Below are 25,059 nucleotides of genomic sequence, written 5' to 3'. Positions count from 1 at the left end.
GTCGCGGCTGCCGCGCCGGCAATTCTCTCGCTAAAAACAATTTCCAGGAGAAGCCTCATGAACGCATCCCTCACCCCCGGCCAGACCAAGGTCGACCAGGTCCGCCTGCTGATCGACGGCCAATGGGTCGAATCGAAAACCAGCGAGTGGCGTGACGTGGTCAACCCGGCCACCCAGGAAGTCCTGGCCCGCGTCCCCTTCGCCACCGCCGAAGAGCTGGATGCTGCCGTGGCCGCCGCGCAACGCGCCTTCAAGACCTGGAAAGACACGCCGATCGGCGCGCGGATGCGCATCATGCTGCGCCTGCAGGCGCTGATCCGTGAGCACTCCAAACGCATTGCCGTGACCCTCAGTGCCGAACAGGGCAAGACCATCGCCGATGCCGAGGGCGATATCTTCCGCGGCCTGGAAGTGGTGGAGCATGCGTGCAGCATCGGCACCCTGCAGATGGGCGAGTTCGCCGAGAACGTCGCTGGTGGCGTCGACACCTACACCCTGCGCCAGCCGATCGGCGTCTGCGCCGGCATCACCCCGTTCAACTTCCCGGCGATGATCCCGCTGTGGATGTTCCCGATGGCCATCGTCTGCGGCAACACCTTCGTCCTCAAACCGTCCGAGCAGGATCCGCTGTCGACCATGCTGCTGGTGGAACTGGCAATCGAGGCCGGTGTGCCGGCCGGCGTGCTCAACGTCGTGCACGGCGGCAAGCAGGTGGTTGATGGCCTGTGCACCCACAGCGATATCAAGGCGGTGTCTTTCGTCGGTTCCACGGAAGTCGGCACCCACGTGTATGACCTGGCCGGCAAGCACGGCAAGCGCGTGCAATCGATGATGGGCGCGAAAAACCATGCGGTGATCCTGCCCGACGCCAACCGCACCCAGACCCTCAACGCCCTGGCGGGTGCCGCGTTCGGTGCGGCCGGCCAGCGTTGCATGGCGACCTCGGTGGCGGTGTTCGTCGGCAAGTCCCGCGAGTGGCTGCCGGAGCTGAAAGCGCTGGCATCGAAACTCAAGGTCAATGCCGGCAGCGAGCCGGGCACCGATGTCGGTCCGGTGATTTCCAAGCGTGCCAAGGAGCGTGTGCTGGGCCTGATCGAAAGCGGCATTCGCGAAGGCGCCACGCTGGAGCTGGACGGTCGTGACGTGAAGGTGCCGGGCTACGAGAACGGCAATTTCGTCGGCCCGACCCTGTTCTCCGGGGTGACCACCGATATGCAGATCTACACCCAGGAAATCTTCGGCCCGGTGCTGGTGACGCTGGAAGTCGACACCCTCGACGAAGCCATCGCCCTGGTCAACCGCAACCCCTTCGGCAACGGCACTGGCCTGTTTACCCAGAGCGGTGCGGCGGCGCGCAAGTTCCAGTCTGAAATCGATGTCGGCCAGGTCGGTATCAACATCCCGATTCCAGTGCCGGTTCCGTACTTCAGCTTCACCGGCTCGCGCGGCTCCAAGCTGGGCGACCTCGGTCCTTACGGCAAGCAAGTGGTGCAGTTCTACACTCAGACCAAGACCGTCACCGCTCGCTGGTTCGATGACGACAGCGTCAACGATGGCGTGAACACCACCATCAGCCTGCGCTAAGGAGTTGAACATGCGTATTGCATTCATTGGTCTGGGCAACATGGGCGCGCCGATGGCGCGCAACCTGATCAAGGCCGGCCACAGCCTCAACCTGTTCGACCTCAACACCACCGTCCTGGCCGAGCTTGCCGAGCTGGGCGGGCATATCAGCGACTCGCCGCGTGATGCGGCGGGCAACGCCGAACTGGTGATCACTATGCTCCCGGCCGCGGCCCATGTGCGCGGCGTGTACCTCGGCGAAAACGGCGTGCTGGCCGGTGTGCGCGCCGGCACTCCGGTGGTGGATTGCAGCACCATCGACCCGCAGACCATCCGCGACGTTTCCGCCGCGGCGGCGAAGCAGGGCGTGGACATGGGCGATGCGCCGGTGTCTGGCGGTACCGGCGGGGCGGCGGCGGGCACCTTGACCTTCATGGTCGGCGGCAGTGACGAACTGTTCGCCACCTTGCAGCCGGTGCTGGCGCAGATGGGCCGTAACATCGTGCATTGCGGTGGCGTGGGCACCGGGCAGATCGCCAAGATCTGCAACAACCTGCTGCTGGGGATTTCCATGGTCGGCGTGTCCGAGGCCATGGCCCTGGGTAACGCGCTGGGCATCGACACCAAGGTGCTGGCGGGGATCATCAACAGTTCCACCGGGCGCTGCTGGAGTTCTGATACCTACAACCCATGGCCGGGCATCATCGAAACGGCGCCGGCGGCGCGTGGGTATACCGGTGGCTTTGGTGCTGATCTGATGCTGAAGGACCTGGGCCTGGCGACCGAAGCGGCGAAGCAGGCGCACCAGCCGGTGATCCTCGGCGCGGTGGCGCAGCAGTTGTATCAGGCGATGAGCCTGCGCGGGGATGGCGGGAAAGACTTTTCAGCGATCGTGGAGAGTTATCGCAAGCCGGAGTGATGCTGAAACAATCGCTGCGGTTCGGGGCGCCGAACCGCAGCGATTGGGTTTTGAATATCAGGCAAACACGAAATACTTGCGCACCGTCTCAACCACTTCCCAGGTCCCCTTCATCCCCGGCTCGACGATGAAGATGTCCCCCGCCCGCAGATGAATCGGCTCCTGACCATCCGGCGTGATCACGCAGTAGCCTTCCTGGAAATGGCAGTACTCCCACTTCTCGTAGTTCACCCGCCATTTGCCCGGGGTGCAGATCCAGGTGCCCATGATCTTGCTGCCGTCTTCGCTGGTGTAGGCGTTGAGGTTGACGGTGTGCGGGTCGCCCGCCAGTTTTTCCCATTTGCAGGCGTCGAGGACCGGCAGCGGATGGGTATCGCGAAGGACGACGATTGGCTTGGACATACAGGCTCCGGCAGACAGAAGAAAGAGCCCGCAGCCTAGCGAGCCCGTCCATCCGGCAATTGCCTGTACTCGACGTCGAGTTGTCTAAACGCGCGGCGCCAGTGCATCGAGCAATGCCGTGGCCTGACCCGGCAACGCGGCGAAATCCCGCGCGCACAGCAGTAGCCGACGCTCGGCCCAGCCTTCGCGCAACGCCACGCTGCGCAGCGGCAACACGCCTTGCCAGCGCTGCACCGCAGCGAGCGGCACGATGCCCAGCCCGGCACCATGGGCGACCATGCGAATCACCCCATCGAAACCCTCCGCCCGCACCCGCACCTGCATCCGCCGGCCCAGGTGCAGCGCCTGTTCTTCCAGGTGCAACGCCAGTGCACTGGCGGCGCCGAGGCCGACGTAACCGTGCTCCAGCGAGCGGGCGAAGTCGAGGTTATCCACAGCCGCGAGCGGATGGTTCGGGGCCATGATCAGCACCAGTGGATCGTCGCGGAAGGGGCGGGTCTGCAGGTCTGCGGTAACCACCGCGTCGGAGACGATGCCGAGGTCGGCGACGCCCTGGCCGAGGGCCTGGACGATGCGCAGGCTCGGCAGTTCCTGGATATCCACATCGATGTGCGGGCGCTGGCGCAGAAAACCGGCGAGCAGTTCCGGCAGGTACTCGGTCAGCGCCGCCGTGTTGCACAGCAGGCGCACCTGGCCGTGCAAGCCGCTGGCGTATTGCGCCAGGTCGAACTGCAGGCGCTCCACCTGCTGGCCGATCTGCCGCGCATGATTGACCAGCGCCTGACCGGCCGGGGTCGGCTGTACACCACGGCGATTGCGTTCCAGCAGGGCGATGCCGAGCGAGCTTTCCATGGCCCGGATCCGCGCACTGGCCGCCGGCAGCGACAGGTGACTGCGCTGCGCGCCGGCGGTGATGTTGCCGCACTCGACGGTGAGGAGGAAAAGGCGGAGGTCGATGAGGTCGAAATGCATGGGCGGGGCCAGCGTGAAGGTTAGCGAAGTATAGAACGGCCAGACTATTGTCTGGCGATAGGCAGGCTCAACTAATCGCGGCTGTTCAGCGCGCATCGCCCACCGCAACATTGGCCCTATGAACACACTTATCGGCTTCTACCAAGACATCGGCCCAGCCCTATCACTGCTGGTGATCGCAACCTTCCTCCTGGCCGGCGCGGTCAAGGGCGTGATCGGCCTCGGCTTGCCGACCATCGCCATGGGCCTGCTCGGCCTGGCTATGGTGCCGGCGCAGGCTGCGGCGTTGCTGATCGTGCCTTCGACCGTGACCAACGTCTGGCAACTGGCGAGCGGCGGGCATTTGCGGGCGTTGGTGCGGCGGTTGTGGCCGATGCTGGTGATGGTGTTTTTCGGCACGCTGCTGGGCAGCGTCTGGCTGGGCATCAGCAGCGGGGCCTGGGCTGTGCACGCGTTGGGCGGGGCGTTGTTGCTCTATGCGCTGGTCGGGTTGTGGTTGCAGCCGTTCAGTCTGAAGCCGGGGCAAGAGCGCTGGCTGGGGCCGCTGTGTGGCGCAGTGACCGGGCTGATCACCGCCGCGACCGGGGTGTTCGTGATTCCGGCGGTGCCTTATCTGCAAGCGCTGGACCTGGACCGCGATGAGCGGGTTCAGGCCCTCGGCCTGTCGTTCACGGTGTCCACCGTGGCGCTCGCCATCGGTCTGGCCGGGCAGGACGCGCTGGGCGGCGAGGCGTTGGGGGCCTCGCTGCTGGTGCTGGCGCCGGCGCTGCTGGGCATGCTGTTTGGCCAATGGCTGCGCCAACGCATCAGCGCGGCGCTGTTCAAGCGCTGCTTCTTCATCGGCCTGGGCCTGCTCGGCGCGCACCTGATGATCAACGGTTAGCCGAGGACTCGCTGAGCATCTCGATCAACTGGATATCGAAATCCCGTTCCAGGTAATCCATGCGCTGCTCGGAGAACTGCTGCATGTGCGGCAGGGCCGAGTGCACGTCCAGCGCCGCCTTGCTGGCCCAGATTTCGTAGAACACGAACAGGCTCGGGTCTTCCTTGTCGCGCAGCATGTGGTACTCGATGCAGCCGGGTTCGGCACGGCTTGGCTCGACGTAGCCACGGAACAACGCCTCGAAAGCCTCGGCTTTTTCCGGACGGGTCTTGGCTTTGAGGATAAAGCCATAGGGTTCGCTCATGGGGTGACCTCCGTTGAATGGGATGCTGATTTTATTTCATTAATAAGCGGTCAATTCGTGCTTTTAAGGCAAAAGTATTTTGCCCGCGCGTGGGTTTTTCCGTAGCCCTGGCCTCATTAATCTGCCGCCATCCAGTTATCCCGGTCCCCAGGCCAGACGCCCGGCAGGACCCCGACAGATGAGGCAAATGATGAAAAAGGTCCTGTTGCTCAACGGTGGCAAGAAATTCGCCCACTCCGATGGCCGCCTGAACGAAACCCTGCATGAGACGGCCCTGGCCTTTCTCGACCGCGCCGGCTTCGACGTGAAGACCACCTATATCGACGGCGGCTACGACAATCAGGAAGAGGTCGAGAAATTCCTCTGGGCCGACGTCATCGTCTACCAGATGCCTGGTTGGTGGATGGGGGCGCCGTGGACCGTCAAGCAGTACCTCGACGAAGTCTTCACCGCCGGCCACGGCAGCCTTTACGCCAGCGATGGTCGGACCCGCTCCGATGCCTCGCAGAAGTACGGCAGCGGCGGCCTGATCCACGGCAAGCAGTACATGCTTTCGCTGACCTGGAACGCGCCGCAGCAGGCGTTCGACGACCCGACCGACTTCTTCGAAGGCAAGGGCGTGGACGCGGTGTACTTCCCGTTCCACAAGGCCAACCAATTCCTCGGCATGAGTGGCCTGCCGACCTACCTGGCGGTGGATGTGATGAAGCGCCCGAACGTGCCGGCCGCGGTCGCCGCGTATGAAGCGCACCTGGCGAAGGTGTTTGGCGTCGAGGCCTGATGCGACTTGCGTCGCTGGCTGCGACGGGCTATCACTCTGCGCGTCGTGTGTCGTGAGGTAGCCCCGTGAAAGCCAGGTCCGATGAGTTGCAGGTGTTCGTCTCGGTGATCGAGTGCGGCTCGATTTCCGCCGCCGCCGAGCAGGGCGGGCAGACGCCCTCGGCGATCAGCCGCACCCTGTCGCGGCTGGAAGCCAAGCTCGGCACCACGTTGATCAACCGCACCACGCGGCGCATGGACCTGACCGAAGAGGGGCGGTATTTCTTCGAGCGGGCCAAGTCCATTCTCGAACAGATGGATGATCTGGAAGACCACCTTTCCCGGCATCAGCAGACGCCGTCCGGGCGCCTGCGCATCAATGCGGCGCTGCCGTTCATGCTGCATGCCATCGTGCCGTGGGTAGCGGAGTTTCGCGCGCTCTACCCGCAGATCCAGTTGGAGCTGAACACCAGCGACCTGATCATCGACCTGCTGGAGCAGAGCACCGACGTGGCGATCCGCATCGGTGATCTGGCCGACTCCAGCCTGCATGCTCGCTCGCTCGGCTGCAGCCCGCTGAACCTGCTAGCCAGTCCTGAATACCTCGAACGCCACGGCACGCCGCAGCGGGTCGAAGACCTCGCCGGGCATACCTTGCTCGGTTTCACCCAGACCGAAACCCTCAACCACTGGCCGCTGCGTCATGTCGAGGGCGACCGCTTGCTGATCCGCCCGGACCTGTCCGCCTCCAGCGGCGAAACCCTGCGCGCACTGGCGCTGGCCGGCGATGGCATTGCCTGCCTGTCGCATTTCATGACTCACGAAGACATCCGCCACGGCCGCTTGCAGGTGCTGCTCGGCGAATTCAACAGCGGCTACCGGCAGCCGATCAACGCGGTGTATTACCGCAACTCGCAACTGGCGCTGCGCATCCAGTGCTTCCTCGATTTCATCCAGCGCAAGCTGGCGGCCTACGCCTGCTGACGAAACGTCGGTTCGCGTTTGAAAACTCGTCCTTCATAGTCCTTACTGGTTGTTCAACGAAAACAACACCAAGGACGTTTTATGCGCGTTGTGATGTTTCGAACCTTGGGCCTCGGTGCGGCGATTCTCGCCAGCGCATCGGCTTATGCAGTCACCCTGGAAGGCGGCGCCGTTGCCGCTCCCGATCAATATGGCGCACAGGTTGCCGCCGACATCCTCAAGAAGGGCGGCAACGCGGTGGACGCCGCAGTCGCCACGGCCTTCACCCTCGCGGTCACCTACCCCGAAGCCGGCAATATCGGTGGCGGCGGGTTCATGACCCTGTACGTGGACGGCAAAGCGTATTTCCTCGACTACCGCGAAGTGGCGCCCAAGGCCGCCACGCGCAACATGTACCTGGACGAGAAGGGCGAGATCATCGAGAACCTGAGCCTGGTCGGTGCCCGCGCTGCTGGTGTGCCCGGTACGGTGATGGGCTTGTGGGAAGCGCACCAGAAATTCGGCAAGTTGCCTTGGTCCGAACTGCTGACCCCGGCGGTGGGCTACGCGAAGAACGGCTTCAAGGTCGCCGCCAAGCAATACCAGTACCGCGAAGATGCGTTGGGATTGTTCAAGGACAGCACCAACTTCAACGACTACTTCGGCCAGATGAAGGTCGGCGAAACCTTCAAGCAGCCGGAGCTGGCGCAGACCCTGGAACGCATCGCCGACAAGGGCGTCAGCGAGTTCTACCAGGGCAAGACCGCCGACCTGCTGGTGGCGCAGATGCAGGCCAGCAACGGCCTGATCAGCAAGGACGACCTCAAGGACTACAAGGCGGTGTGGCGCGAGCCGATGCGCATCGACTGGCGCGGCAACACGGTCTACACCGCGCCGCTGCCCAGCTCGGGCGGTATCGCCCTGGCCCAACTGCTGGGCATCAAGGAGCAGCGTGCGGCTGACTTCAAGGGCGTCGAACTGAACTCGGCGCGCTATATCCACCTGCTGGCCGAGATCGAAAAACGGGTGTTCGCCGACCGCGCCGATTACCTCGGCGACCCGGCCTTTGCCAAGGTGCCGGTGGCGGAACTGGTGGCGCCCGAGTACTTGGCGCGGCGGGCCAAGGAGGTCAACCCGAACGCGATTTCCGAGACCGATAAAGTCCGGCCGGGGCTGGAGCCGCACCAGACCACCCACTTCTCCATCGTCGACAACCAGGGCAACGCGGTGAGCAACACCTACACCCTGAACTGGGACTACGGCAGCGGCATGGTGGTCAAGGGCGCGGGCTTCCTGCTCAACGATGAAATGGACGACTTCAGCTCCAAGCCGGGGGTGGCCAACGCCTTTGGCGTGGTGGGCGGCGATGCCAATGCCATCGAGCCGGGCAAGCGCATGCTCTCGTCCATGAGCCCGAGCCTGGTGACCCGCGATGGGCAGGTCACGCTGGTGCTGGGCACGCCGGGCGGTTCGCGGATCTTCACCTCGATCTTCCAGGTGCTGAACAACCTGTATGACTTCAACCTGCCACTGGAAAAAGCCGTCGCGGCGCAGCGGGTGCATCACCAGTTGTTGCCGAAGGACACCATCTATTTCGACGCGTATGCACCGCTCACCGGTGAGGTGGCGCAGGAGTTGAAAAAGATGGGCTACACCCTTGAGGACCAGGGCTGGGAGATGGGCGATGTGCAGGCGATCCGGGTGATGGGGACCAAGCTGGAGACGGCTTCGGATCCGCGGGGGAGAGGGGTAGGGCAGGTGGTCAGGTAATGGCTAGAAGGCGCTTGTCAAAAGATCGAGTAATGGCCACTAGGCGCTAGCCCGAAGTTTTCCAGCGTTCTTGAGATCGAGCGCCGCCCGCGCGGCGCTCGGTCTTGAGAACGCTGAAAAACTGTCGACTAGCATCTGGTCGCCATTACCCGGTCTCCTGACTGGAGCCTCATGCTCACACCCGGAAGTGACTCACCATCAACTGCAACTGATTCCCCAGCCGCGCCAGCTCGACACTGGACGCCGCCGTCTCATCGCTCGCCGCCGCTGTCTGTTCCGACACATCCCGCACGCTCAAGATACTGCGGCTGATTTCTTCGGCCACGGCGCTCTGCTGTTCGGCTGCTGCGGCGATCTGCTGGTTCATCGACTGGATGTCGGACACCACACGGGTGATGCTTTCCAGTGAGGTGCCGGCCTTGCGCGTCAGTTCGACGCCGCTGTCGGTCAGGCTGCGGCTGCCGAGCATGATGTTGGCCACCTGCTGGGTGCCGCTCTGCAGGCCGGCGACCAGTTCTTCGATTTCTTCGGTGGATTTCTGGGTGCGCTGGGCCAGCCCGCGGACTTCATCCGCGACCACCGCGAAACCACGTCCGGCCTCGCCGGCACGGGCCGCTTCGATGGCGGCGTTGAGGGCCAGCAGGTTGGTCTGTTCGGCCACCGACTTGATCACGTCCATGACGCTGCCGATCTTCTGGCTTTCTTGCTGCAACTGCGCCATGGCTTGAGTGGAGCGCTCCACTTCGCCCGCGAGTTTTTCGATCTGGGCGATGGCTTGCGACACCACCTGATCGCCGGCCCGGGCCTGCTTGTCGGCGTCGGTTGCGGCTTCGGAAGCGTGCTCGGCGTTACGCGCGACTTCCTGCACGGTGGTCGCCATTTCGTGCATGGCGGTGGCGACCTGATCGGTCTCGACTTTCTGGTTGTTGGCGCCGGCGCTGGTCTGCTCGGTCACTGCGGAGAGTTCTTCGGCGGCGCTGGCGATTTGTGTGACGCCATCACGGATGCCGCTGATCAACTCGCGCAGGGTCGTGCCCATGCGCTGGATGCCTTGTTGCAGCACGCCCATTTCGTCGCGGCGGGTGACGCGCAGTTCGTGGGTCAGGTCGCCGGCGGCGATGCGCTCGACCACGTCCAGGGTCTGGCGCAGCGGGCGGGTGATCTGGCGGGTGATCAGCACCGCAGCGACGATGCCGGTGAGCAGTGCCAGCAGGGTTGCGATCAGTTGCAGGGTGCTGGCTTGGGCGCTTTCGGCGTCGCGGCGCTCGAGCTGGATCTTGTAGAGGGCTTCGCTGCGATTGACGATGTCGTAGCCCTGCGCGGTCATTTCCTGGCGCGCTACGCCGATCTCGGCGATAGCCGCCTTGTAGCGGTTGAGGGCATCGCGATAGCCGCTCAAGGCCGTTTCGAACTGCTGGATGCGCGCGGTCTCGTTGGGCAGGGCGCGGCTCAGCTGGCGGGCCTGGTCCAGCGCGCTGTCCAGTTGGCGCAGGGCGGTCTGTTCGCTTTGCGCGGTGTTGTCGGCGATGTAGCCGCGGACTTCCAGGCGTACCAGCAGCAGTTGCTCCTTGGCGGCGCTGGCGGCGCGGTATTGCTCCAGGCGGGCGGAATCGCTGTCCGGCTGGGTGAGCACGTCGCGGTTGATGCCCTCGATCAGTTGCAGGGCGGTAGCGGCGGTGGTTTCCAGGTCGCTGCGGGCGGTCGCGCTGGCCTTGTAGGTGGCGCGCATCTTGTTCAGCGAGACCTGATAGGCGCTGATGATCTGCGCCTGCTCTTCCAGCAGCTTGACGTTTTCCGGGCTCTTGAAGGTCTTCAGCAAGCGTTGCTGTTGCTGGCTGAATTCATTGAGCTTGACCTGCACGTTGCCGGCGGCGTCGTCGTCGCCGTTGGCCAGCATGTATTGCAGGCGCGCGACCCGCAGGTTGGTCAGGTCGCTGTTGAGGCGGGTGATGTCGCTCATCCAGTTGCTGCGCTGGATCAGGCTGTCGAGGCTGTTCCAGCCGGTCAGTGCAAGCAAGGCGGTCAGCAGCAGGACCAGGCCGAAGCCCAGGCCGAGTTTCAGGTTGACGCTGATGTTGGCAAACCAACTATTCATGGGTTCCCTCCAGGAAAAGGTGTAATCGGGTCGCTGATGATTTGTTTTTCTTGGAGGCCAGCGGATGTTGAGGAGCTTTTATCGGCGATAAGACGGGGAGCTGAAACGCTTTTTCAGTAAAACCGACAAAAACACTCAACAAAATGTGACAAGCCCCGCAAGTGCGGGGCTGTGGATGGAAAAAGAAGGGGTATTTGCAGGGGGATTATCAGAGCGCCTTGGCGTTGAAGGTGTCGCACTGGTTGATATCACCCTTGCCGAAACCGGCCTTGAACCAGCGTACTCGCTGCGCCGAAGTGCCGTGGGTGAACGAGTCGGGAACCACGCGGCCCTGACCCTGTTGCTGCAGGCGGTCGTCGCCGATGGCGTTGGCGGCGTTGAGGGCTTCTTCGACGTCGCCCGGTTCCAGCCAGTTGTGCCGTTGCTGCGCCTGATAGGCCCAGACCCCGGCCAGGCAGTCGGCCTGCAATTCCTGACGCACCAGCAGGCCGTTGGCGCCCTCGACCCGCTGGCCGCTGCGCCGCGCCGTGTCGACCTTGGCCGAGACGCCCAGCAGCGTCTGCACATGGTGGCCGACCTCGTGGGCGATCACGTAGGCCTGGGCGAAGTCGCCAGCGGCGGCGAAGCGTTGTTCCATTTCGCGGAAGAAGCTCATGTCCAGGTACACCTGCTGGTCCGCCGGGCAGTAGAACGGGCCGGTGGCCGAGGTGGCGAAGCCGCAGGCGGATTTCACCTGGCCGCTGAACAGCACCAGTTTCGGGTCCTTGTATTGCTTGCCGGCCTGGGCGAAGAGCGCCCGCCAGGTGTCTTCGGTGTCGCCGAGGATGCTGGCGACGAACTGGCTGCCTTCGTCATTGGCCGCCGGCTTCTGGCCAGTCTGGGTTTGTGTCGGGGCGCCTTGTTCCATTTGTCCGGCGAGTTGGCCGAGGATCTGCATCGGGTCTTGCCCGGTGAGCAGGCCGATACCGACGATCAGCACCACCGCGCCGAGGGTGAGGCCCTTGCCGCCACCGAAGCGCGGACCGCCCGGGCTGTCGCCCCGTGCATCGACCACGTTGTCGCTGCGTCTGCCTTTTCGCCATTGCATGGGTTGTCTCTCCCGGGTGGATTTATTGCCATGAAAGGTTAGCCCACGACCCTTGGTCAAGGAGGCTAACTCGTTATTCATAACCAAATGGTTATGTCTGTCGGTGTTCTTTTCAGTATTCGCCGGGGCTGGTCCGCGAGACACTTTGTCACACCACCTCGCCCGTCCTGATCGGGCTCTCCATAAATCCAAGAACAGGAGAACGGCATGTCTGCTACAGACACCAGTCGCTTCGTTATCCGTGATCGAAACTGGCATCCAAAAGCCTTCACCCCGGACTACAAGACCTCCATCGCCCGCTCGCCGAGCCAGGCGCTGGTCAGCATTCCGCAGTCCATCAGCGAAAGCACCGGCCCGAACTTTTCCCACCTGGGTTTCGGTGAGCACGACAACGACCTGCTGCTGAACTTCAACAACGGTGGCCTGCCTGTCGGCGAGCGCATCATCGTTGCTGGTCGTGTTTTCGATCAATACGGTAAGCCGATTCCCAACACTTTGGTTGAAATGTGGCAGGCCAACGCTGGCGGCCGCTATCGCCACAAGAACGACCGCTACCTGGCGCCGCTGGACCCCAACTTCGGTGGTGTCGGCCGTGCACTGACCGACAGCGAAGGTTTCTACAGCTTCCGCACCATCAAGCCGGGCCCGTACCCATGGCGCAACGGCCCGAACGACTGGCGTCCGGCGCACATCCACGTGTCGATCAGCGGCCCGTCGATCTCCACGCGTCTGATCACCCAGCTGTATTTCGAAGGCGACCCGCTGATCCCGCTGTGCCCGATCGTCAAGTCCATCGCCAACCCGGACGCCGTTCAGCGCCTGATCGCGCGCCTGGACATGGGTAACGCCAATCCGATGGATTGCCTGGCGTACCGCTTCGACATCGTGTTGCGCGGCGAGCGCAAGACCCACTTCGAAAACCGCTGAGAGGAGTCCAGTCATGCCTATCGAACTGCTGCCGGAAACCCCTTCGCAGACCGCCGGCCCTTACGTCCACATCGGCCTGGCCCTGGCGGCCGCCGGTAACCCGCCCCGCGCTCAGGAAATCTGGAGCCAGATGGCCCGCGAAGGCGCGCCGGGCGAGCACATCGTGGTGTTCGGCAACGTCTATGACGGTAATGGCCACCTGGTCCGCGACTCCTTCGTGGAGTTCTGGCAGGCCGACCACACCGGCGCCTACAACACCGATTACAACGTGGAAAATGCGTTCAACGGTTTCGGGCGCACCGCCACCACCTTCGACGAAGGCGAGTGGACCATGCACACCGTCAAGCCCGGCGTGGCGAACAACGCCGCCGGCGTGCCGATGGCGCCGCACATCAACGTCAGCCTGTTTGCCCGGGGGATCAACATCCACCTGCAGACCCGTCTGTACTTCGATGACGAAGCCGAGGCGAACGCCAAGGACCCGGTGCTGAACCTGATCGAGCAGCCACAGCGTCGCGCCACCCTGGTGGCCAAGCGTTGCGAGTTGAACGGGAAGACGGCGTATCGCTTTGATATCCGGATTCAGGGTGAGGGTGAGACGGTGTTCTTCGATTTCTGATCGGAGTCTTCTTTGTTTGGGACCACAAGGTGGTCCCAAATACCTGTCATCCCCGCGTGGCATTGAACGCCAGCACATCCCCCTCGATTACCTCCTGCCGCACGATCAGCGGGTCCACCAATGGCCGGCTGGCGAGGAAATGCGGCGTCAGCAGATGGGCCTCGAAGGCCGCCTCATCCGTGTACACCTCATACAGCCAGACCAGATCCGGCGCACTCCTGTCCCGCACCACATCGAACACCAGACACCCCGGTTCGTCGCGCACCGAACTGGCGGCATTGACGCTCATCGCATCCATGAATTGCTCCAGGCTACCGGGCTGAAGCTGGGTCTTGAGTAGAAGGCTGTACACGTCGAACTCCGTTTTGTCTTATATTTGCGAAAAATTGTATACAAAAACGGAGCCGAAACCATGCCTGTTCGTCCAAGCCGCCTCAACGGCCTGCGTCATATCGCGATTCTGGTGCCGAACCTTGAAGTCTGTGAGCGCTTCTATGTCGATGTGCTGGGGATGGAGGTGCTGCACCGTGCCCACGAAGACCTGGTCTATCTCACCTGCGGCAACGACAACCTGTCGCTGGGCCGCGCCTTCGCCCCCAGCAGCGGGGCGCAGGCGGTGGATCATTACGGTTTCGTGGTCGACAGCCTGGACGAATTGCACGCCTGGTATGGCTATCTCAAGGAATGCGGCGTGACCTTGCTGGACACGCCGTTCGCCCATGGCGATGGCACCTGGAGCTTCCACCTGCTGGACCCTGCGGGGAACAAGGTCCAGCCGATCTATCACCCGGCGATTTCCGGGCAACGCTTCAACTGATCATTCGTAGGCGCTGACGCCACTGATGTGGCGTGCGGCGATGTAGCCGAAGGTCGCCGCCGGGCCGAGGTTGATGCCGCCGGCGGGGTAGTGCCCGCCCATGATGCTGGCCATGTCGCAACCAGCAGCGTAGAGGCCTTCGATGGGCTGCTGACGGGCGTCCAGCACTTGCGCGTGTTCGTTGGTGCGCAGCCCGGCGAAGGTGCCGAAGCAACCGGGCTCGACCTTGACCGCGTAGAACGGGCCTTTCTCGATGGGCGCCACGCACGGGTTGGGGCCGTGCAGGGCGTCGCCCTGTTTGCGGTTGTAGAGGGTGGTGCCGCGCCCGAATTGCGGATCTTCACCGCGCTCGGCGTGGCGGTTGTATTCGCTGACGGTGTCGAGCAGGCCGCGGGCGTCGATGCCGCATTGGTTGGCCAGGTCGTGCAGGCTGTCCACGCGCTTGAGGTAGCCGTTGCGCACCAGCGCCGAGGTCGGCAGCGGGAACGGGCGGGCGATGCCCAAGCCGTAGCGGCGCTGGAAGGTGTGGTCGCAGATCAGCCAGGACTCGACCTTCTCGCCCGGCGCGGCGGCGACCATGGCGCTGACGTAGTCGTAGTAGCCGCCGGCTTCGTTGACGAAGCGCTGGCCGTTGCTCAGCACACCGATGATCCCCGGCTTGCCGCGTTCGATGATGTGCGGGAAATGGCCGGCGCTGCCGTCCTTGTACGGCACCTTCGACACTGGCGCCCAGGCCACCGGGCTGTGCAGGTCGTCGGCGACGCGGCCGCCGACGCTCTCGCCCAGGCGCAGGCCGTCGCCATTGGCGGCGAGCGGCGGCAGGGCCAGGTGCTCGTGGCCGGTTGGCGTGCGCGGGAACATCGCCTTGCGGCGTTCGATGTCGTTGGGGAAGCCGCCGGCGGCGAGGACCACGGCGCGGGCATTGATGGTCACTTCGCCGTTGGCGGTCTGCACCACCGCACCGCTGACCCGGCCATGCTCATGTAGCAGGCGCCGCGCGGGCGCCGACTCCCAGAGCAGCACGCCGAGGTCTTCGGCGGATTTCGCCAGGCGCGCAATCAAGGCCACGCCGTTGACCAGGTGCAGGGCGCGGCCGTGGGTGGCGAGGTCGATCAGGTGTTTGCCGATGCGCCGGGTCACGTGCAGCAGCGAGCGCCAGGAGCGGGTCAGGGTGAGGAAGGCGCCGAGGTCCTTGCCGGCCATGATCGGCATGCCCCAGAACGAGGTTTCGCGCATGGTCCGGCGCAGGCGCTTGAGCAACTTGCCGGCCTTGCGCCCGTCGTAGGGCGCGGCGATCACCGAACGACCGCCCGTGCCGGCGCCGGGCGTGTCGCCGTGGATGTCGGCAATGCCGTTGCCGTCGGCGAACTGCAGCGCAGTGTGTTTCTCGAAAAAGCTCACCATGTTCGGCGCGGCTTCGAGGAAGGCGTCGATCAGCGGCGCGTTGAAGCGCTCGCCGAGTTCGTGTTCCAGGTAGGTACGCGGCGCCGAGCGGTCCTCGACGATGCCGGCGCGGCGCGCCAGCGGGTTGCACGGCACCCACATCCAGCCACCGGACCAGGCGGTGGCGCCGCCGAAGACCGGGTCTTTCTCCACCACGATGACCTTCTGCCCGTGCCAGGCGGCAGTGACCGCAGCGCTGAGGCCGGCGGCGCCGGAACCGATCACCAGGACATCGCAGTCCACTGTGCGGGCGTGTGAGGGAAGGGCAGTCATGGAGCGTCCTCGGAGAAAAGGCTGGATTGTTGTTTTTGGAACATGATTCCATATTCTCTGATCGCCTCGGCGCTGCCAAGCGTTGTGTCGCGAAGTTGGGCGAAGATCGAACAGTGGTTTGCGCTTTGTCCGGCGCTCTTTAGAATTCGGCAACATTTTCAGGGACCATGACCATGGCCGGCAGTCAGATCGAACGCGCGCTCAGCCTTATCGAAAGCCTTACCAGCGAACCTCGCGGGTTGCCGATGCAGGCCCTGGCCGAGCAACTGGACATTCCGAAGAGCGCGACCCACCGCATGCTCGCCGAGCTGATCCGCCTGGGTTACGTGCGGCAGAATCCCGAGAACAGCCGCTACCTGCTAAGCACCCGGCTGGTGGCGCAGGGCTTTCGCTACCTGGCCAACAGCGGCGCGGACATCGTCCAGCCGATCCTCGATGAGCTGGCGCGGCAGAGCGGCGAACTGGTGCGCCTGGGCGTGATCGACGGCGAGCGGCAGACCTGGATCGCCAAATCCCAGGGCGCTCGCTCCGGGCTGCGCTACGACCCGGACATGGGCCGTGATGCGCCGTTGTTCTACAGCGCATCGGGGCATGCGTGGCTGGCCAGCCTCAGCGACGCCCAGGCGTTGTTGCTGGTGGAACGCCAGGGCGTGGGGCCGCGCGAGAACTTCGGGCCGAATGCGCCGAAGTCCAATGCCGAGTTGCTCGAGCGCCTGCGCGTGGCCCGTGAACATGGCTATGCCTGGGTGGTGGAGAGCTCTGCGGTGGGCATGTCGGCGCTGGCGGCGGTGGTGGCGGATCCGCGCGACGGGCATGCGGTGGGCGTGGTGAGCATTGCCGGGCCGACGGCGCGGATGACCGAGGCGCGGATGCATGAGCTGTCGGCGGCGTTGCTGGCGACGACGCAGGAGTTGTCGGCGGCGAGTCCGGCGTCTGAGTTGTTCGTCTGATTTCTGCTTAGGGCCATACAAACCACCTGACCTGTTCAGGCGCTCATCGGTTTTTTTCTGCTTGCATTGAAACTGGAACCAAGTTCTAAATATTCGCATCCAGAACAACAACCCCAAGAGATGCCCGCCAATGAGTCAACGAGTCCTGTCCCTGGCCGCCCTGACTGTCCTCGAACTGTCGCCACCGGAAATGGTCGAGGTCGCCGCCCGCGCCGGCTACAGCCATGTCGGCCTGCGCCTGGAGCCGGCCACGCCGGAAGAACACCATTTCCCGCTGGTCCGCGATGCCGACCTGCGCCGGCAGACCGCCGAGCGCCTGCGCGATACCGGCATCAAGGTGATGGACGTGGAAATCCTCCGCCTCAAGCCGGAAACCCGCGTCGCTGATTTCGACGCGCTGCTGGCGGTCGGTGCCGAATTCGGCGCCACCGAACTGCTGGTGGCCGGCAATGACCCAGACCCGGCGCGGATGACCGAAAACTTCGCCGCCCTCTGCGATCTGGCCGCGAAATACGGCATTCACCCGCACCTGGAATTTATGCCCTGGACCGACGCGAAGAACCTCACCGAGGCCCTGCGTATCGTCGAGAACGCCGGGCGTGAAAACGGCTGCGTGCTGGTCGACGCTTTCCACTTCGACCGTTCCGCCTCGCGCCTGGAAGACCTGCGCCAGGTGCCGGCCTCGCGCATGCGTTACCTGCAACTGTGCGATGTGGCCGGGCCACGGCCGGACGATATGGCCGAGATCCTGCGCCAGGCGCGTAACGAGCGGCGGTTCCCCGGTGATGGCGATTGCGACCTGCGCGGGTTGCTCACCAGCGTTTCCCCCGACATTCCGTTGAGCCTGGAAATCCCCACCCGGCAGTTGCTGGAGCAGGGCGTCCCGGCGCTGGAGCGCGCGCAATGGGCGCTGGACAAGACGCGCCAGGTTCTCAGTCAGGTGCTGTAGTCACCCGCGCATCGGTGAGGTCGGGCGCCGCCTGGCCTGACCCTTGCTCGGCCGAGCCCTTCGCGAAATCATCGACCCGAGCCCGTCCATGCCCCCTCTCAGCCAGCCGTTCAAAGGCATCCTCCTGGTCGTTGTCGCGACCTTTCTGTTTTCCAGCCATGACGCCATGTCCAAGTACCTTTCGGGGTTCTACCCGATTGTCTGGGTGGTCTGGGCGCGCTACCTCGTACACACCTTGTTGATGCTCGGGATCTTCCTGCCACGGGCCGGTTTGCGTGGCTTGCGCACGCGTCGACCGGGTCTGCAGGCGGCGCGGGCGTTGTGTCTGCTCGGTTGCAGTTTGCTGTTTACCAAGGCGTTGCAGTACCTGCCGCTGGCCGAGGCGACGGCGGTCAACTTCCTTGCGCCGCTGATGGTCACGGCGCTGTCGATGCCGCTGCTCAAGGAGCGGGTGACGCGCGGGCAATGGCTGGCGGTGCTGGCGAGTTTCGTTGGCGTGCTGGTGATCGTGCACCCCGGTGGTGCGCTGTTTACCCCGGCGATGCTGGCGCCGTTCAGCTATTGTCAGATCGTGTTTGCCGGGTTGATGGGCATCGTGCTGTTCGGCCAGCGGCCGGACCTGTGGGGCATGACCGGTATCGCCGTGGTCTGCCTGAGCGGGCTGGCGGCGGCCTGGTTGCAACGGCGGCGCTGAAACGACCGCGGGGCCGGCCCCGCTCCGTTGCCGGAGAGGGCAGGCCCCGCGTCATGTTGCGGAGGAATCAGATGTCGACTTTAGGCACTTTGCGCGGTGCCATGAAGTACATCCAGGTCAGGGCAATGAAGTACATCGCCGGGATCATGGTGAACAGGATGCTGTAGTTGTTGTTGGTGACGGTCAGCACGTAGCCGACGATCTGGGTCATGAACATGCCGCCGATGGCTGCGCACATGCCGCCGAAGCCGAACACCGTGCTCATCATGTGCTTGGGCGTGTAGTCCATCACCAAGCTCCAGATGTTGGCGGTCCAGGCCTGGTGCGCGGCGATCGCCAGGGAGATGGCCAGTACCGCGATCCACAGGCTGCTGGCGCCGGCGGCGAAGATCACGCCGATGATGGTGGCGGCGAACAGGGCCATCGACATCAGGCGCGCCTTGACCGGTGCCACGCCGCGTCCGATGAGGAACGAGGAGAGGATGCCGCCGCCGACGCTGCCGAAGTCGGCACTGAGGTAGATCACGATCAGCGGGATACCCATTTGGGTAACGCTGATGCCCAGGCTGTATTGCTGGTTCAGGAACGGTGGCAGCCAGTACAGGTAGAACCAGAACACCGGCGCGGTGATCGAGTAGGCCAGGGCGAAGGCCCAGGTGCCACGCATACGCAGGATGCGCGAGAACGGCACGCCTTTCTGCTCAGGTTCGGCTTCGCCTTGGACGTAAGCCAGTTCGGCTTTGCTCACGGTCGGGTGTTCTTCAGGGTTGAAGTACTTCAGGCCCCAGAAGGTGACCCAGACCAGACCCAGTGCGCCCATGGCCATGAACGCGGCCTGCCAGCCCCACACGGTGAGGATCAGTGGCAGCAGCATCGGCGTGAACATGGCGCCAACGTTGGTGCCGGCGTTGAAGATACCGGTGGCGACGGCGCGCTCACCGGCCGGGAACCACAGGCGGGTGGTCTTGACGCAGGCCGGGTAGTTGGCCGCTTCGGTCAGGCCGAGAATGAACCGGCAGACCATGAAGCCGACCGCCGAGGTGGCCAGGCCGTGAGCGCCGGTAGCCAGGCTCCAGAGCAGTACGGCGCAGAAGAACACCTTCTTCACGCCGACCTTGTCGATCAAGCGGCCCTGCAGCACGAAGCCGATGGCGTAGCCGACCTGGAACCAGAAGTTGATGTTGGCGTAGTCCATCGCCGTCCAGCTCATTTCCTTGGCCAGGATGGGCTGCATGACGCCGAGGGCGGCGCGGTCGATGTAGTTCAGGGTGGTGGCGAAGAACACCAGGGCAAGCATGACCCAGCGGGTCTTGCCCACGGCCATGGCGCCGCGGATCTTGTCGCCCATTCCTGCGTGCGGGGTGTTGCCCAGAGGCTGGGCTGCGGGATTGCTGGAGCTTTGTATCATCGTGGGTTACCCGTATTTTTATGTTTATGGGTCGAGCCTGGGTGACGCAAGAAAACGTAGTGCATGTGGATTACTTGGCAGGATCGTCCCGGTCAGGTGGCCGATGAGTACCCGCTTCATGGATGGAAATGGTGCGCACTGCTCAAAAAAGGGTCAATTCGTCACAGCGCATTTCGGGCGATAATCGCACACAAAACTAACCGGTTCGTACCTTTTGGTTGAGGTGTTTTCCGCGCCGGCCAATAATTCGTCACAGTTGGGGCACTGCCTGCCCGTTGGAGACTGAAGATGCAGCGTTCGATTGCCACCGTGTCCTTGAGCGGCACTTTGCCAGAAAAGCTCGAAGCCATTGCCGCCGCCGGGTTCGACGGCGTGGAGATTTTCGAAAACGACCTTCTGTACTACGACGGCAGCCCCCGTGAGATCCGCCAGCGCTGCGCCGATCTGGGCCTGGCGATCACCCTGTTCCAGCCGTTCCGCGACTTCGAGGGCTGCCGCCGCGACCGTCTGTCGCGCAACCTCGACCGCGCCGAGCGCAAGTTCGACCTGATGCAGGAACTGGGCACCGATCTGGTGCTGGTCTGCAGCAACGTCGCCGCCGACGCCCTGGGCGAGCGGCAGATTCTGGTGGACGACCTGCGCCTGCTGGCCGAACGTGCCGGCGCCCGTGATCTGCGCATCGGTTACGAAGCGTTGGCCTGGGGGCGTCATGTCAACCAGTGGGAGCAGGTCTGGGACATCGTGCGCGAGGCCGATCACCGCAGCCTGGGCATGATTCTCGACAGTTTCCACACCTACTCGATCAAAGGCGACCCGAGCGGCATCGCCAAGATTCCGGGTGACAAGATCTTCTTCGTGCAGATGGCCGACGCGCCGATCCTGGCGATGGACGTGCTGGAGTGGAGCCGGCATTTCCGCTGCTTCCCCGGCCAGGGCGAATTCGACCTGCCGGCGTTCCTCGCCCCGATCCTGCAGGCCGGTTATCGCGGCCCGCTGTCGCTGGAAATCTTCAACGATGGATTCCGCGCCGCGCCGCCACGGGCCAACGCCGCCGACGGCCTGCGCTCGTTGCTGTACCTGGAAGAGAAGACCCGCGAGCGTCTGGCCCAGGTCGCGCCCGAAGTGGCCGTCGAGCCGGACCTGCTGTTCAGCACGCCACCGGTCGGCGCTTACGACGGCATCGAATTCCTTGAATTCGCCGTGGACGACGCGCTGGGCGCCAAGCTCGGCAACTGGCTGGAGCAACTGGGCTTCGCCCGCGTTGGCCAGCACCGTTCGAAGAACGTCAGCTTGCTGCGTCAGGGCGATATCAACCTGATCCTCAACGCCGAGCCCTATTCCTTCGCCCACAACTTCTTCGAAAGCCACGGCCCGTCGCTGTGCGCCACGGCCGTGCGGGTCAAGGACAGCGCCAAGGCCCTGGCCCGCGCCGTGGCTTATCACGGCCAGCCTTATCGCGGCCTGGTCGGCCCGAACGAGCGTGAGCTGGCGGCAGTGCGCGCGCCGGACGGCAGCCTGATCTACCTGGTGGACCAGGATGTCGATGGCCGCACCATCTACGACACCGACTTCAGCCTCAACGGCCAGCCGGCACCGACCAGCCTCGGCCTGACCCGCATCGACCACATGGCCATGGCCCTGCCGGCCGACAGCCTGGATAACTGGGTGCTGTTCTACAAAAGCCTGCTGGACTTCACCGCTGACGACGAAGTGGTGTTGCCCGACCCGTATGGCCTGGTGAAGAGCCGCGCCCTGCGCAGCAAGTGCAGCACCATTCGCCTGCCGCTGAACATCTCCGAGAACCGCAACACCGCGATCTCCCATGCGCTGTCCAACTACCGTGGTTCGGGCGTGCACCATATCGCTTTCGACTGCGAGGACATCTTCTCCGCGGTCAAGCGTGCCAAGGAAGCCGGCGTGGCCCTGCTGGACATTCCGCTGAACTACTACGACGACCTCGCCGCGCGTTTTGATTTCGACGACGAGTTCCTCAGCGAGCTGGCGTACTACAACGTGCTGTATGACCGTGATGCCAACGGTGGCGAGCTGTTCCACGTCTACACCGAACCGTTCGAGGAGCGTTTCTTCTTCGAGGTGATTCAGCGGCGCAATGGTTATGCCGGGTATGGCGCGGCGAACGTGGCGGTGCGCCTGGCGGCGATGGCCAAGGCCCGGGCGGGCGGGTTGCGGCACGCCAAGCTCTGATTCGATTGAGCGTACATCGCGACGGTTCGGCGCCCCCGACAAGCTCGCTCCTATAGTTGTAGGAGCGAGCTCGCGATGGGGTCAATGCAAAATCCCCTACACCTGCAAGGCTTTCTTCTGACGCAACCGAGGCCCATAATTGCGCGGTTAATCGAAGGCCATGAGCTGCGTATGACAACCACTCCAGCACTTTACGTCGCGCCCGAAACCGCGCCACGCAAAGGTCGCAAGAACAATCCGGAAAAAACCCGCGAGAACATCCTCCAGGCGGCGATCACCGAGTTCGTCCATCAGGGACTGGCCGGTGCGCGCGTCGACGCCATCGCCGAGCGCACCCAGACCTCGAAGCGGATGATCTATTACTACTTCAACAGCAAGGAGCAGTTGTACGTCGAAGTGCTGGAGAAGCTCTACGGCGATATCCGCAGCACCGAAAGCAACCTCCACCTTGCTGAACTGGAGCCCCGCCAGGGCATCCGCCGGCTGATCGAATTCACCTTCGATCACCACGACCGCAATGTCGATTTCGTGCGCATCGTGTGCAACGAGAACATGCACCACGGCGAGTTCGTGAAGCAGTCTTCGGCGATTCGCTCGATGAACAATACGGTGCTCAAGGCGCTGAACGAGATTCTGCTTCGGGGGGCAAGCGAAGGGTTGTTCCGCGAGGGGCTGGATGCACTGGATGTGCACCTGCTGATCAGTTCGTTCTGTTTCTACCGGGTGTCGAACCGTCACACCTTCGGTGAAATCTTCCAGATCGATTTCGAGGACCAGGCCGTGAAGGCCCGGCACAAGGAAATGATCTGCGAGTCGGTCCTGCGTTACCTGCAGGCCTGATGTGTTCATCGCGGGCGCGGCCCGCGATGGTCCTCAGTTACCCAGGCTGTGGAAGTGCCCGGTCATCCGTTCCGGATCGGGCTGCACGCCACTGAACAGCTCGAACGCCTTGACCGCCTGGTACACCGCCATGGTGCCGCCATTGAGCGTGCGACAGCCCAGCGCCCGGGCTTCGCGCAGCAGTTCGGTTTCCAGCGGGAAATAGACGATTTCCGCGACCCACAATTCAGCCCGCAGCAGCGCCTTGGGCACCGGCATGCCGGGCAGCTTGGCCATGCCCATCGGCGTGGTGTTGACCAGTCCGCAGGCTTGGGCCATGGCGCTTTCCAGGTCGTGGCCGACTTTCGCCGGGGCCGCCGGGAAGTGCTGGTTGAGGTTATCCACAAGGGCCTGCGCGCGCTCGGTTTCCACATCGAACACCGTCAGTTGTTCCACGCCTTCGCTCAGCAGGGCATGAGCCACTGCCGCGCCTGCGCCACCGGCGCCCATCTGCACCACGCGCTGACGCGAGACATCCGTCAGGCCGCGGCGGAAGCCTTCGGCGAAGCCCAGGCAATCGGTGTTGTGGCCGATACGGCGGCCGTCCTTGAGCACCACGGTATTGACCGCGCCGATGCCGCGGGCTTCCGGGGACAGTTCATCGAGCAGCGGCAGAATCGCCTGCTTGCACGGGAAGGTGATATTGAGGCCGGTGAAGCCCATGTACTGGGCGGCGGTCAGCAGTTCTTCGAGGGCCGTGCTGTCGAGCTTGAGCTGGTCCAGGTCGATCAACCGGTAAAGGTAATTCAGGCCCTGGGCGGCGCCTTCGTGCTCGTGCAGCGCGGGGGTGCGCGAGGCCTGGATGCCCGCGCCTATAAGGCCGGCGAGAATGCCGGGCGGTTTGGCCAGATTCATCGGTAAAGACTCCGTTGTTGTTCTTGGGAAAAAGTCGGGGAGGAGTGTCCCGCTAAAATGTACCGGTTGGTTAACAGGAATCAATCGGCCAGCGTCATAAGTGTTCGCTGATCGAACAGGCTGTGCTAAACCTTGTGGTTCATCAGAGGAGGAGGGGCGAGGGATGGCTTTTCAAGCACAAGTGACGGATGAACTGACGTGGCCGGGGCTGGCCAGTCTTACTCAGTCGATCCTGTCGGGGCTGGGGGCGGAGGGTCGCAATCCGTTCGGTCTGGCGCCGTCGCCCGCGACCTGCCTGCTGTTGATCGACGGGCTGGGCCAGCACCTGCTTCAGGCGCATGCCCGGCATGCGCCGTTTCTCGCTTCGCTGATGCGCCCGGAAGGTGTGTTCCGCGTCGGCTTTCCCGCGACCACCGCCTCAAGCCTGGCGGCGCTGGCGTCGGGTTTGGGCAGCGGCGCTCATGGCATCGTCGGCTGCACTTTCGCCCTGGATGCCGGGACTGAGTTTTCGCCTCTGAGCTGGACCTGCGCGCCCTTTGGCTCTGAAAGGCTGGTCACGCCACCACCGCCGCCGGAACAGTTCATCGTCCCGCAGACCGCCTGGGAACAGGCCGCCGAACAGGGCGTGCGGATCAGCACGGTGATGTCGGCGCGTTTTGCCGATTCCCCCTATACCCGGGCGATCTACAAAGGCGCGCAGATTCTCGGCGCTCCGAGCTACGAGGCGTACCCGGCGCTGGTGCGTCAGGCGCTGACGCTGGATGCGGCGTCGTTCTGCTTTGCCTATTTCGGCGACCTGGATTTTGTCGGGCACCTCTGCGGCCCTGGCACCGAGCAGTGGCTGGTGCAACTGCGCAACGCCGACCGGCTGGCCGAAAGCATCTACCGTCAGCTACCCGCTGGCGCGCAACTGCTGGTGACGGCGGACCACGGCATGCTGGCGCTGGACAGTGCCGCGGTGGTGGATTTCGACCGCGAGCCGGGGTTGCGGGAGGATGTGCTGGCGCTGGCTGGGGATATTCGCGCACGGCATGTCTACACCGGCGGGCTCCATCAGGATCGGGTGCAGGAGCGCTGGCGCGGACGGTTGGGAGACGGTTATCAGGTGTTGAGCAAGGCCGATGCGATTGGCAGCGGGCTGTTCGGCGATGTGGTATTGAGCCAGGCGGAGGCGCGGATCGGCGATCTGATCGTGATTCCGACCGGGGCTGGCGGGATCATTCGCAGCGAGGTGGAGCGCGATGCCAGTCGTTGGCAAGGCCACCATGGGGCATTGACCGATGCGGATCAGTTGGTGCCGTTGTTGATGGCGTGATAGCTGTC

24 protein-coding genes and 1 pseudogene are annotated in these 25,059 nt (G+C 64.0%); 15 read left to right on the top strand and 10 right to left on the bottom strand.

The genetic code is table 11. From position 1 onward, the window contains the following. Positions 1 to 57 precede the first annotated feature (57 nt). On the top strand, positions 58 to 1,584 hold the full coding sequence (locus tag NTD82_RS18285) for a CoA-acylating methylmalonate-semialdehyde dehydrogenase (protein ID WP_095159942.1): 1,527 nt from the start codon (positions 58 to 60) through the stop codon (positions 1,582 to 1,584). Positions 1,585 to 1,594: 10 nt separating this feature from the next. Continuing rightward, the gene (gene mmsB, locus NTD82_RS18280; protein ID WP_262129695.1) at positions 1,595 to 2,482 is read left to right on the top strand and encodes a 3-hydroxyisobutyrate dehydrogenase; all 888 of its coding nucleotides are present in this window, start codon (positions 1,595 to 1,597) and stop codon (positions 2,480 to 2,482) included. 57 nt (positions 2,483 to 2,539) lie between these two features. Here the strand turns inward: mmsB and NTD82_RS18275 are convergent, their stop codons facing one another. Continuing rightward, on the bottom strand, positions 2,540 to 2,884 hold the full coding sequence (locus tag NTD82_RS18275; RefSeq protein WP_042124881.1) for a cupin domain-containing protein: 345 nt from the start codon (positions 2,882 to 2,884) through the stop codon (positions 2,540 to 2,542). 84 nt (positions 2,885 to 2,968) lie between these two features. Continuing rightward, on the bottom strand, positions 2,969 to 3,856 hold the full coding sequence (locus tag NTD82_RS18270; protein ID WP_262129694.1) for a LysR family transcriptional regulator: 888 nt from the start codon (positions 3,854 to 3,856) through the stop codon (positions 2,969 to 2,971). A 118-nt stretch (positions 3,857 to 3,974) separates the two neighbouring features. Between NTD82_RS18270 and NTD82_RS18265 the strand changes: the two genes are divergently transcribed. Further along, complete coding sequence (locus NTD82_RS18265) at positions 3,975 to 4,739, top strand: sulfite exporter TauE/SafE family protein (protein WP_262129693.1); 765 nt, start codon at positions 3,975 to 3,977, stop codon at positions 4,737 to 4,739. Here NTD82_RS18265 and NTD82_RS18260 read toward each other — a convergent pair. After that, positions 4,729 to 5,043: a putative quinol monooxygenase gene (locus NTD82_RS18260; protein ID WP_095159938.1), complete on the bottom strand. Its 315-nt coding sequence runs from the start codon at positions 5,041 to 5,043 to the stop codon at positions 4,729 to 4,731. The genes NTD82_RS18265 and NTD82_RS18260 overlap by 11 nt on opposite strands. A 190-nt stretch (positions 5,044 to 5,233) precedes the next feature. Between NTD82_RS18260 and NTD82_RS18255 the strand changes: the two genes are divergently transcribed. The 3 genes from NTD82_RS18255 (at position 5,234) to ggt (ending at position 8,535) form a co-directional block, all read left to right on the top strand. After that, positions 5,234 to 5,824: an NAD(P)H-dependent oxidoreductase gene (locus NTD82_RS18255; protein ID WP_262129692.1), complete on the top strand. Its 591-nt coding sequence runs from the start codon at positions 5,234 to 5,236 to the stop codon at positions 5,822 to 5,824. A gap of 65 nt (positions 5,825 to 5,889) precedes the next feature. Beyond that, the gene (locus NTD82_RS18250) at positions 5,890 to 6,786 is read left to right on the top strand and encodes a LysR family transcriptional regulator (protein WP_262129691.1); all 897 of its coding nucleotides are present in this window, start codon (positions 5,890 to 5,892) and stop codon (positions 6,784 to 6,786) included. Positions 6,787 to 6,867: 81 nt separating this feature from the next. After that, positions 6,868 to 8,535 carry a gamma-glutamyltransferase gene (gene ggt / locus NTD82_RS18245; protein WP_262129690.1) on the top strand — a complete coding sequence of 556 codons (1,668 nt, stop codon included), beginning with the start codon at positions 6,868 to 6,870 and terminating at the stop codon, positions 8,533 to 8,535. Positions 8,536 to 8,710: 175 nt separating this feature from the next. Here ggt and NTD82_RS29400 read toward each other — a convergent pair whose 3' ends face one another. The 3 genes and pseudogenes from NTD82_RS29400 to NTD82_RS18235 form a co-directional block, all read right to left on the bottom strand. Next, positions 8,711 to 9,574 carry a methyl-accepting chemotaxis protein gene (locus NTD82_RS29400; protein WP_371864354.1) on the bottom strand — a complete coding sequence of 288 codons (864 nt, stop codon included), beginning with the start codon at positions 9,572 to 9,574 and terminating at the stop codon, positions 8,711 to 8,713. Continuing rightward, positions 9,566 to 10,495 (bottom strand): annotated as a pseudogene (locus NTD82_RS29395) (methyl-accepting chemotaxis protein); the annotation flags it as partial. The pseudogene NTD82_RS29395 and the gene NTD82_RS29400, both read right to left, overlap by 9 nt. A 343-nt stretch (positions 10,496 to 10,838) precedes the next feature. Beyond that, positions 10,839 to 11,717 (bottom strand): neutral zinc metallopeptidase, encoded by an 879-nt coding sequence (locus NTD82_RS18235; RefSeq protein ID WP_262129689.1) that lies wholly within the window; start codon positions 11,715 to 11,717, stop codon positions 10,839 to 10,841. Between the two features lie 207 nt (positions 11,718 to 11,924). Here NTD82_RS18235 and pcaH point away from each other — a divergent pair, with 207 nt between their 5' ends. Together pcaH and pcaG are read left to right on the top strand one after the other, a co-directional pair. Then, positions 11,925 to 12,644: a protocatechuate 3,4-dioxygenase subunit beta gene (gene pcaH / locus NTD82_RS18230; protein WP_095159932.1), complete on the top strand. Its 720-nt coding sequence runs from the start codon at positions 11,925 to 11,927 to the stop codon at positions 12,642 to 12,644. A 13-nt stretch (positions 12,645 to 12,657) separates the two neighbouring features. Further along, positions 12,658 to 13,263 (top strand): protocatechuate 3,4-dioxygenase subunit alpha, encoded by a 606-nt coding sequence (gene pcaG, locus NTD82_RS18225; protein ID WP_095159931.1) that lies wholly within the window; start codon positions 12,658 to 12,660, stop codon positions 13,261 to 13,263. A 46-nt stretch (positions 13,264 to 13,309) separates the two neighbouring features. Here pcaG and NTD82_RS18220 read toward each other — a convergent pair whose 3' ends face one another. Further along, positions 13,310 to 13,615: a putative quinol monooxygenase gene (locus NTD82_RS18220; RefSeq protein ID WP_175653304.1), complete on the bottom strand. Its 306-nt coding sequence runs from the start codon at positions 13,613 to 13,615 to the stop codon at positions 13,310 to 13,312. Positions 13,616 to 13,675: 60 nt separating this feature from the next. Here NTD82_RS18220 and NTD82_RS18215 point away from each other — a divergent pair, with 60 nt between their 5' ends. Continuing rightward, positions 13,676 to 14,080, top strand: coding sequence for a VOC family protein (locus NTD82_RS18215; protein ID WP_095159929.1), 405 nt, complete (start codon positions 13,676 to 13,678; stop codon positions 14,078 to 14,080). On the opposite strand, the gene NTD82_RS18210 is transcribed toward NTD82_RS18215, so the two are convergent. Then, positions 14,081 to 15,796 carry an FAD-dependent oxidoreductase gene (locus tag NTD82_RS18210; RefSeq protein ID WP_262129687.1) on the bottom strand — a complete coding sequence of 572 codons (1,716 nt, stop codon included), beginning with the start codon at positions 15,794 to 15,796 and terminating at the stop codon, positions 14,081 to 14,083. Between the two features lie 173 nt (positions 15,797 to 15,969). Here NTD82_RS18210 and NTD82_RS18205 point away from each other — a divergent pair, with 173 nt between their 5' ends. The 3 genes from NTD82_RS18205 to NTD82_RS18195 all read left to right on the top strand — a co-directional run bounded on the left by NTD82_RS18205 (position 15,970) and on the right by NTD82_RS18195 (position 18,389). Further along, positions 15,970 to 16,746 (top strand): IclR family transcriptional regulator, encoded by a 777-nt coding sequence (locus NTD82_RS18205; protein WP_262129686.1) that lies wholly within the window; start codon positions 15,970 to 15,972, stop codon positions 16,744 to 16,746. A 130-nt stretch (positions 16,747 to 16,876) separates the two neighbouring features. Beyond that, the gene (locus tag NTD82_RS18200; protein ID WP_262129685.1) at positions 16,877 to 17,695 is read left to right on the top strand and encodes a sugar phosphate isomerase/epimerase family protein; all 819 of its coding nucleotides are present in this window, start codon (positions 16,877 to 16,879) and stop codon (positions 17,693 to 17,695) included. 88 nt (positions 17,696 to 17,783) lie between these two features. Continuing rightward, positions 17,784 to 18,389, top strand: a complete 606-nt coding sequence (locus tag NTD82_RS18195; protein ID WP_262129684.1) for a DMT family transporter — start codon at positions 17,784 to 17,786, stop codon at positions 18,387 to 18,389. A gap of 67 nt (positions 18,390 to 18,456) precedes the next feature. Here NTD82_RS18195 and NTD82_RS18190 read toward each other — a convergent pair whose 3' ends face one another. Further along, entirely contained in the window at positions 18,457 to 19,797 is a 1,341-nt protein-coding gene (locus NTD82_RS18190; RefSeq protein WP_095159924.1) for an MFS transporter, read from the bottom strand. A gap of 288 nt (positions 19,798 to 20,085) precedes the next feature. Here NTD82_RS18190 and quiC point away from each other — a divergent pair, with 288 nt between their 5' ends. Then, positions 20,086 to 22,002, top strand: a complete 1,917-nt coding sequence (quiC, locus tag NTD82_RS18185; RefSeq protein WP_095159923.1) for a 3-dehydroshikimate dehydratase QuiC — start codon at positions 20,086 to 20,088, stop codon at positions 22,000 to 22,002. Positions 22,003 to 22,173: 171 nt separating this feature from the next. Then, complete coding sequence (locus tag NTD82_RS18180; protein ID WP_095159922.1) at positions 22,174 to 22,842, top strand: TetR/AcrR family transcriptional regulator; 669 nt, start codon at positions 22,174 to 22,176, stop codon at positions 22,840 to 22,842. Positions 22,843 to 22,875: 33 nt separating this feature from the next. Here the strand turns inward: NTD82_RS18180 and NTD82_RS18175 are convergent, their stop codons facing one another. Next, positions 22,876 to 23,736, bottom strand: coding sequence for a shikimate dehydrogenase (locus NTD82_RS18175; RefSeq protein ID WP_410017066.1), 861 nt, complete (start codon positions 23,734 to 23,736; stop codon positions 22,876 to 22,878). Between the two features lie 163 nt (positions 23,737 to 23,899). On the opposite strand from NTD82_RS18175, the gene NTD82_RS18170 reads away from it, so the two are divergent. Beyond that, positions 23,900 to 25,051 carry an alkaline phosphatase family protein gene (locus NTD82_RS18170; RefSeq protein ID WP_262129683.1) on the top strand — a complete coding sequence of 384 codons (1,152 nt, stop codon included), beginning with the start codon at positions 23,900 to 23,902 and terminating at the stop codon, positions 25,049 to 25,051. The last annotated feature ends 8 nt before the right edge of the window (positions 25,052 to 25,059 follow it).

Source organism: Pseudomonas sp. 5P_5.1_Bac1, from assembly GCF_025466015.1.
In the GTDB taxonomy this organism is placed as follows: domain Bacteria; phylum Pseudomonadota; class Gammaproteobacteria; order Pseudomonadales; family Pseudomonadaceae; genus Aquipseudomonas.
This window is presented reverse-complemented; position numbering and strand designations above follow the sequence as displayed.

Coding starts and splice junctions, on each gene's coding strand:
- NTD82_RS18170 (WP_262129683.1), top strand. CDS start 23,900: ATGGCTTTTCAAGCACAAGTGACGGATGAACTGACGTGGCCGGGGCTG.
- NTD82_RS18265 (WP_262129693.1), top strand. CDS start 3,975: ATGAACACACTTATCGGCTTCTACCAAGACATCGGCCCAGCCCTATCA.
- NTD82_RS18190 (WP_095159924.1), bottom strand. CDS start 19,797: ATGATACAAAGCTCCAGCAATCCCGCAGCCCAGCCTCTGGGCAACACC.
- NTD82_RS18175 (WP_410017066.1), bottom strand. CDS start 23,736: ATGAATCTGGCCAAACCGCCCGGCATTCTCGCCGGCCTTATAGGCGCG.
- NTD82_RS18205 (WP_262129686.1), top strand. CDS start 15,970: ATGGCCGGCAGTCAGATCGAACGCGCGCTCAGCCTTATCGAAAGCCTT.
- NTD82_RS18215 (WP_095159929.1), top strand. CDS start 13,676: ATGCCTGTTCGTCCAAGCCGCCTCAACGGCCTGCGTCATATCGCGATT.
- NTD82_RS18195 (WP_262129684.1), top strand. CDS start 17,784: ATGCCCCCTCTCAGCCAGCCGTTCAAAGGCATCCTCCTGGTCGTTGTC.
- NTD82_RS18180 (WP_095159922.1), top strand. CDS start 22,174: ATGACAACCACTCCAGCACTTTACGTCGCGCCCGAAACCGCGCCACGC.
- NTD82_RS18200 (WP_262129685.1), top strand. CDS start 16,877: ATGAGTCAACGAGTCCTGTCCCTGGCCGCCCTGACTGTCCTCGAACTG.
- pcaH (WP_095159932.1), top strand. CDS start 11,925: ATGTCTGCTACAGACACCAGTCGCTTCGTTATCCGTGATCGAAACTGG.
- NTD82_RS18255 (WP_262129692.1), top strand. CDS start 5,234: ATGAAAAAGGTCCTGTTGCTCAACGGTGGCAAGAAATTCGCCCACTCC.
- NTD82_RS18270 (WP_262129694.1), bottom strand. CDS start 3,856: ATGCATTTCGACCTCATCGACCTCCGCCTTTTCCTCCTCACCGTCGAG.
- NTD82_RS18210 (WP_262129687.1), bottom strand. CDS start 15,796: ATGACTGCCCTTCCCTCACACGCCCGCACAGTGGACTGCGATGTCCTG.
- mmsB (WP_262129695.1), top strand. CDS start 1,595: ATGCGTATTGCATTCATTGGTCTGGGCAACATGGGCGCGCCGATGGCG.
- NTD82_RS18235 (WP_262129689.1), bottom strand. CDS start 11,717: ATGCAATGGCGAAAAGGCAGACGCAGCGACAACGTGGTCGATGCACGG.
- quiC (WP_095159923.1), top strand. CDS start 20,086: ATGCAGCGTTCGATTGCCACCGTGTCCTTGAGCGGCACTTTGCCAGAA.
- NTD82_RS18285 (WP_095159942.1), top strand. CDS start 58: ATGAACGCATCCCTCACCCCCGGCCAGACCAAGGTCGACCAGGTCCGC.
- NTD82_RS18260 (WP_095159938.1), bottom strand. CDS start 5,043: ATGAGCGAACCCTATGGCTTTATCCTCAAAGCCAAGACCCGTCCGGAA.
- pcaG (WP_095159931.1), top strand. CDS start 12,658: ATGCCTATCGAACTGCTGCCGGAAACCCCTTCGCAGACCGCCGGCCCT.
- NTD82_RS18275 (WP_042124881.1), bottom strand. CDS start 2,884: ATGTCCAAGCCAATCGTCGTCCTTCGCGATACCCATCCGCTGCCGGTC.
- ggt (WP_262129690.1), top strand. CDS start 6,868: ATGCGCGTTGTGATGTTTCGAACCTTGGGCCTCGGTGCGGCGATTCTC.
- NTD82_RS29400 (WP_371864354.1), bottom strand. CDS start 9,574: ATGGGCACGACCCTGCGCGAGTTGATCAGCGGCATCCGTGATGGCGTC.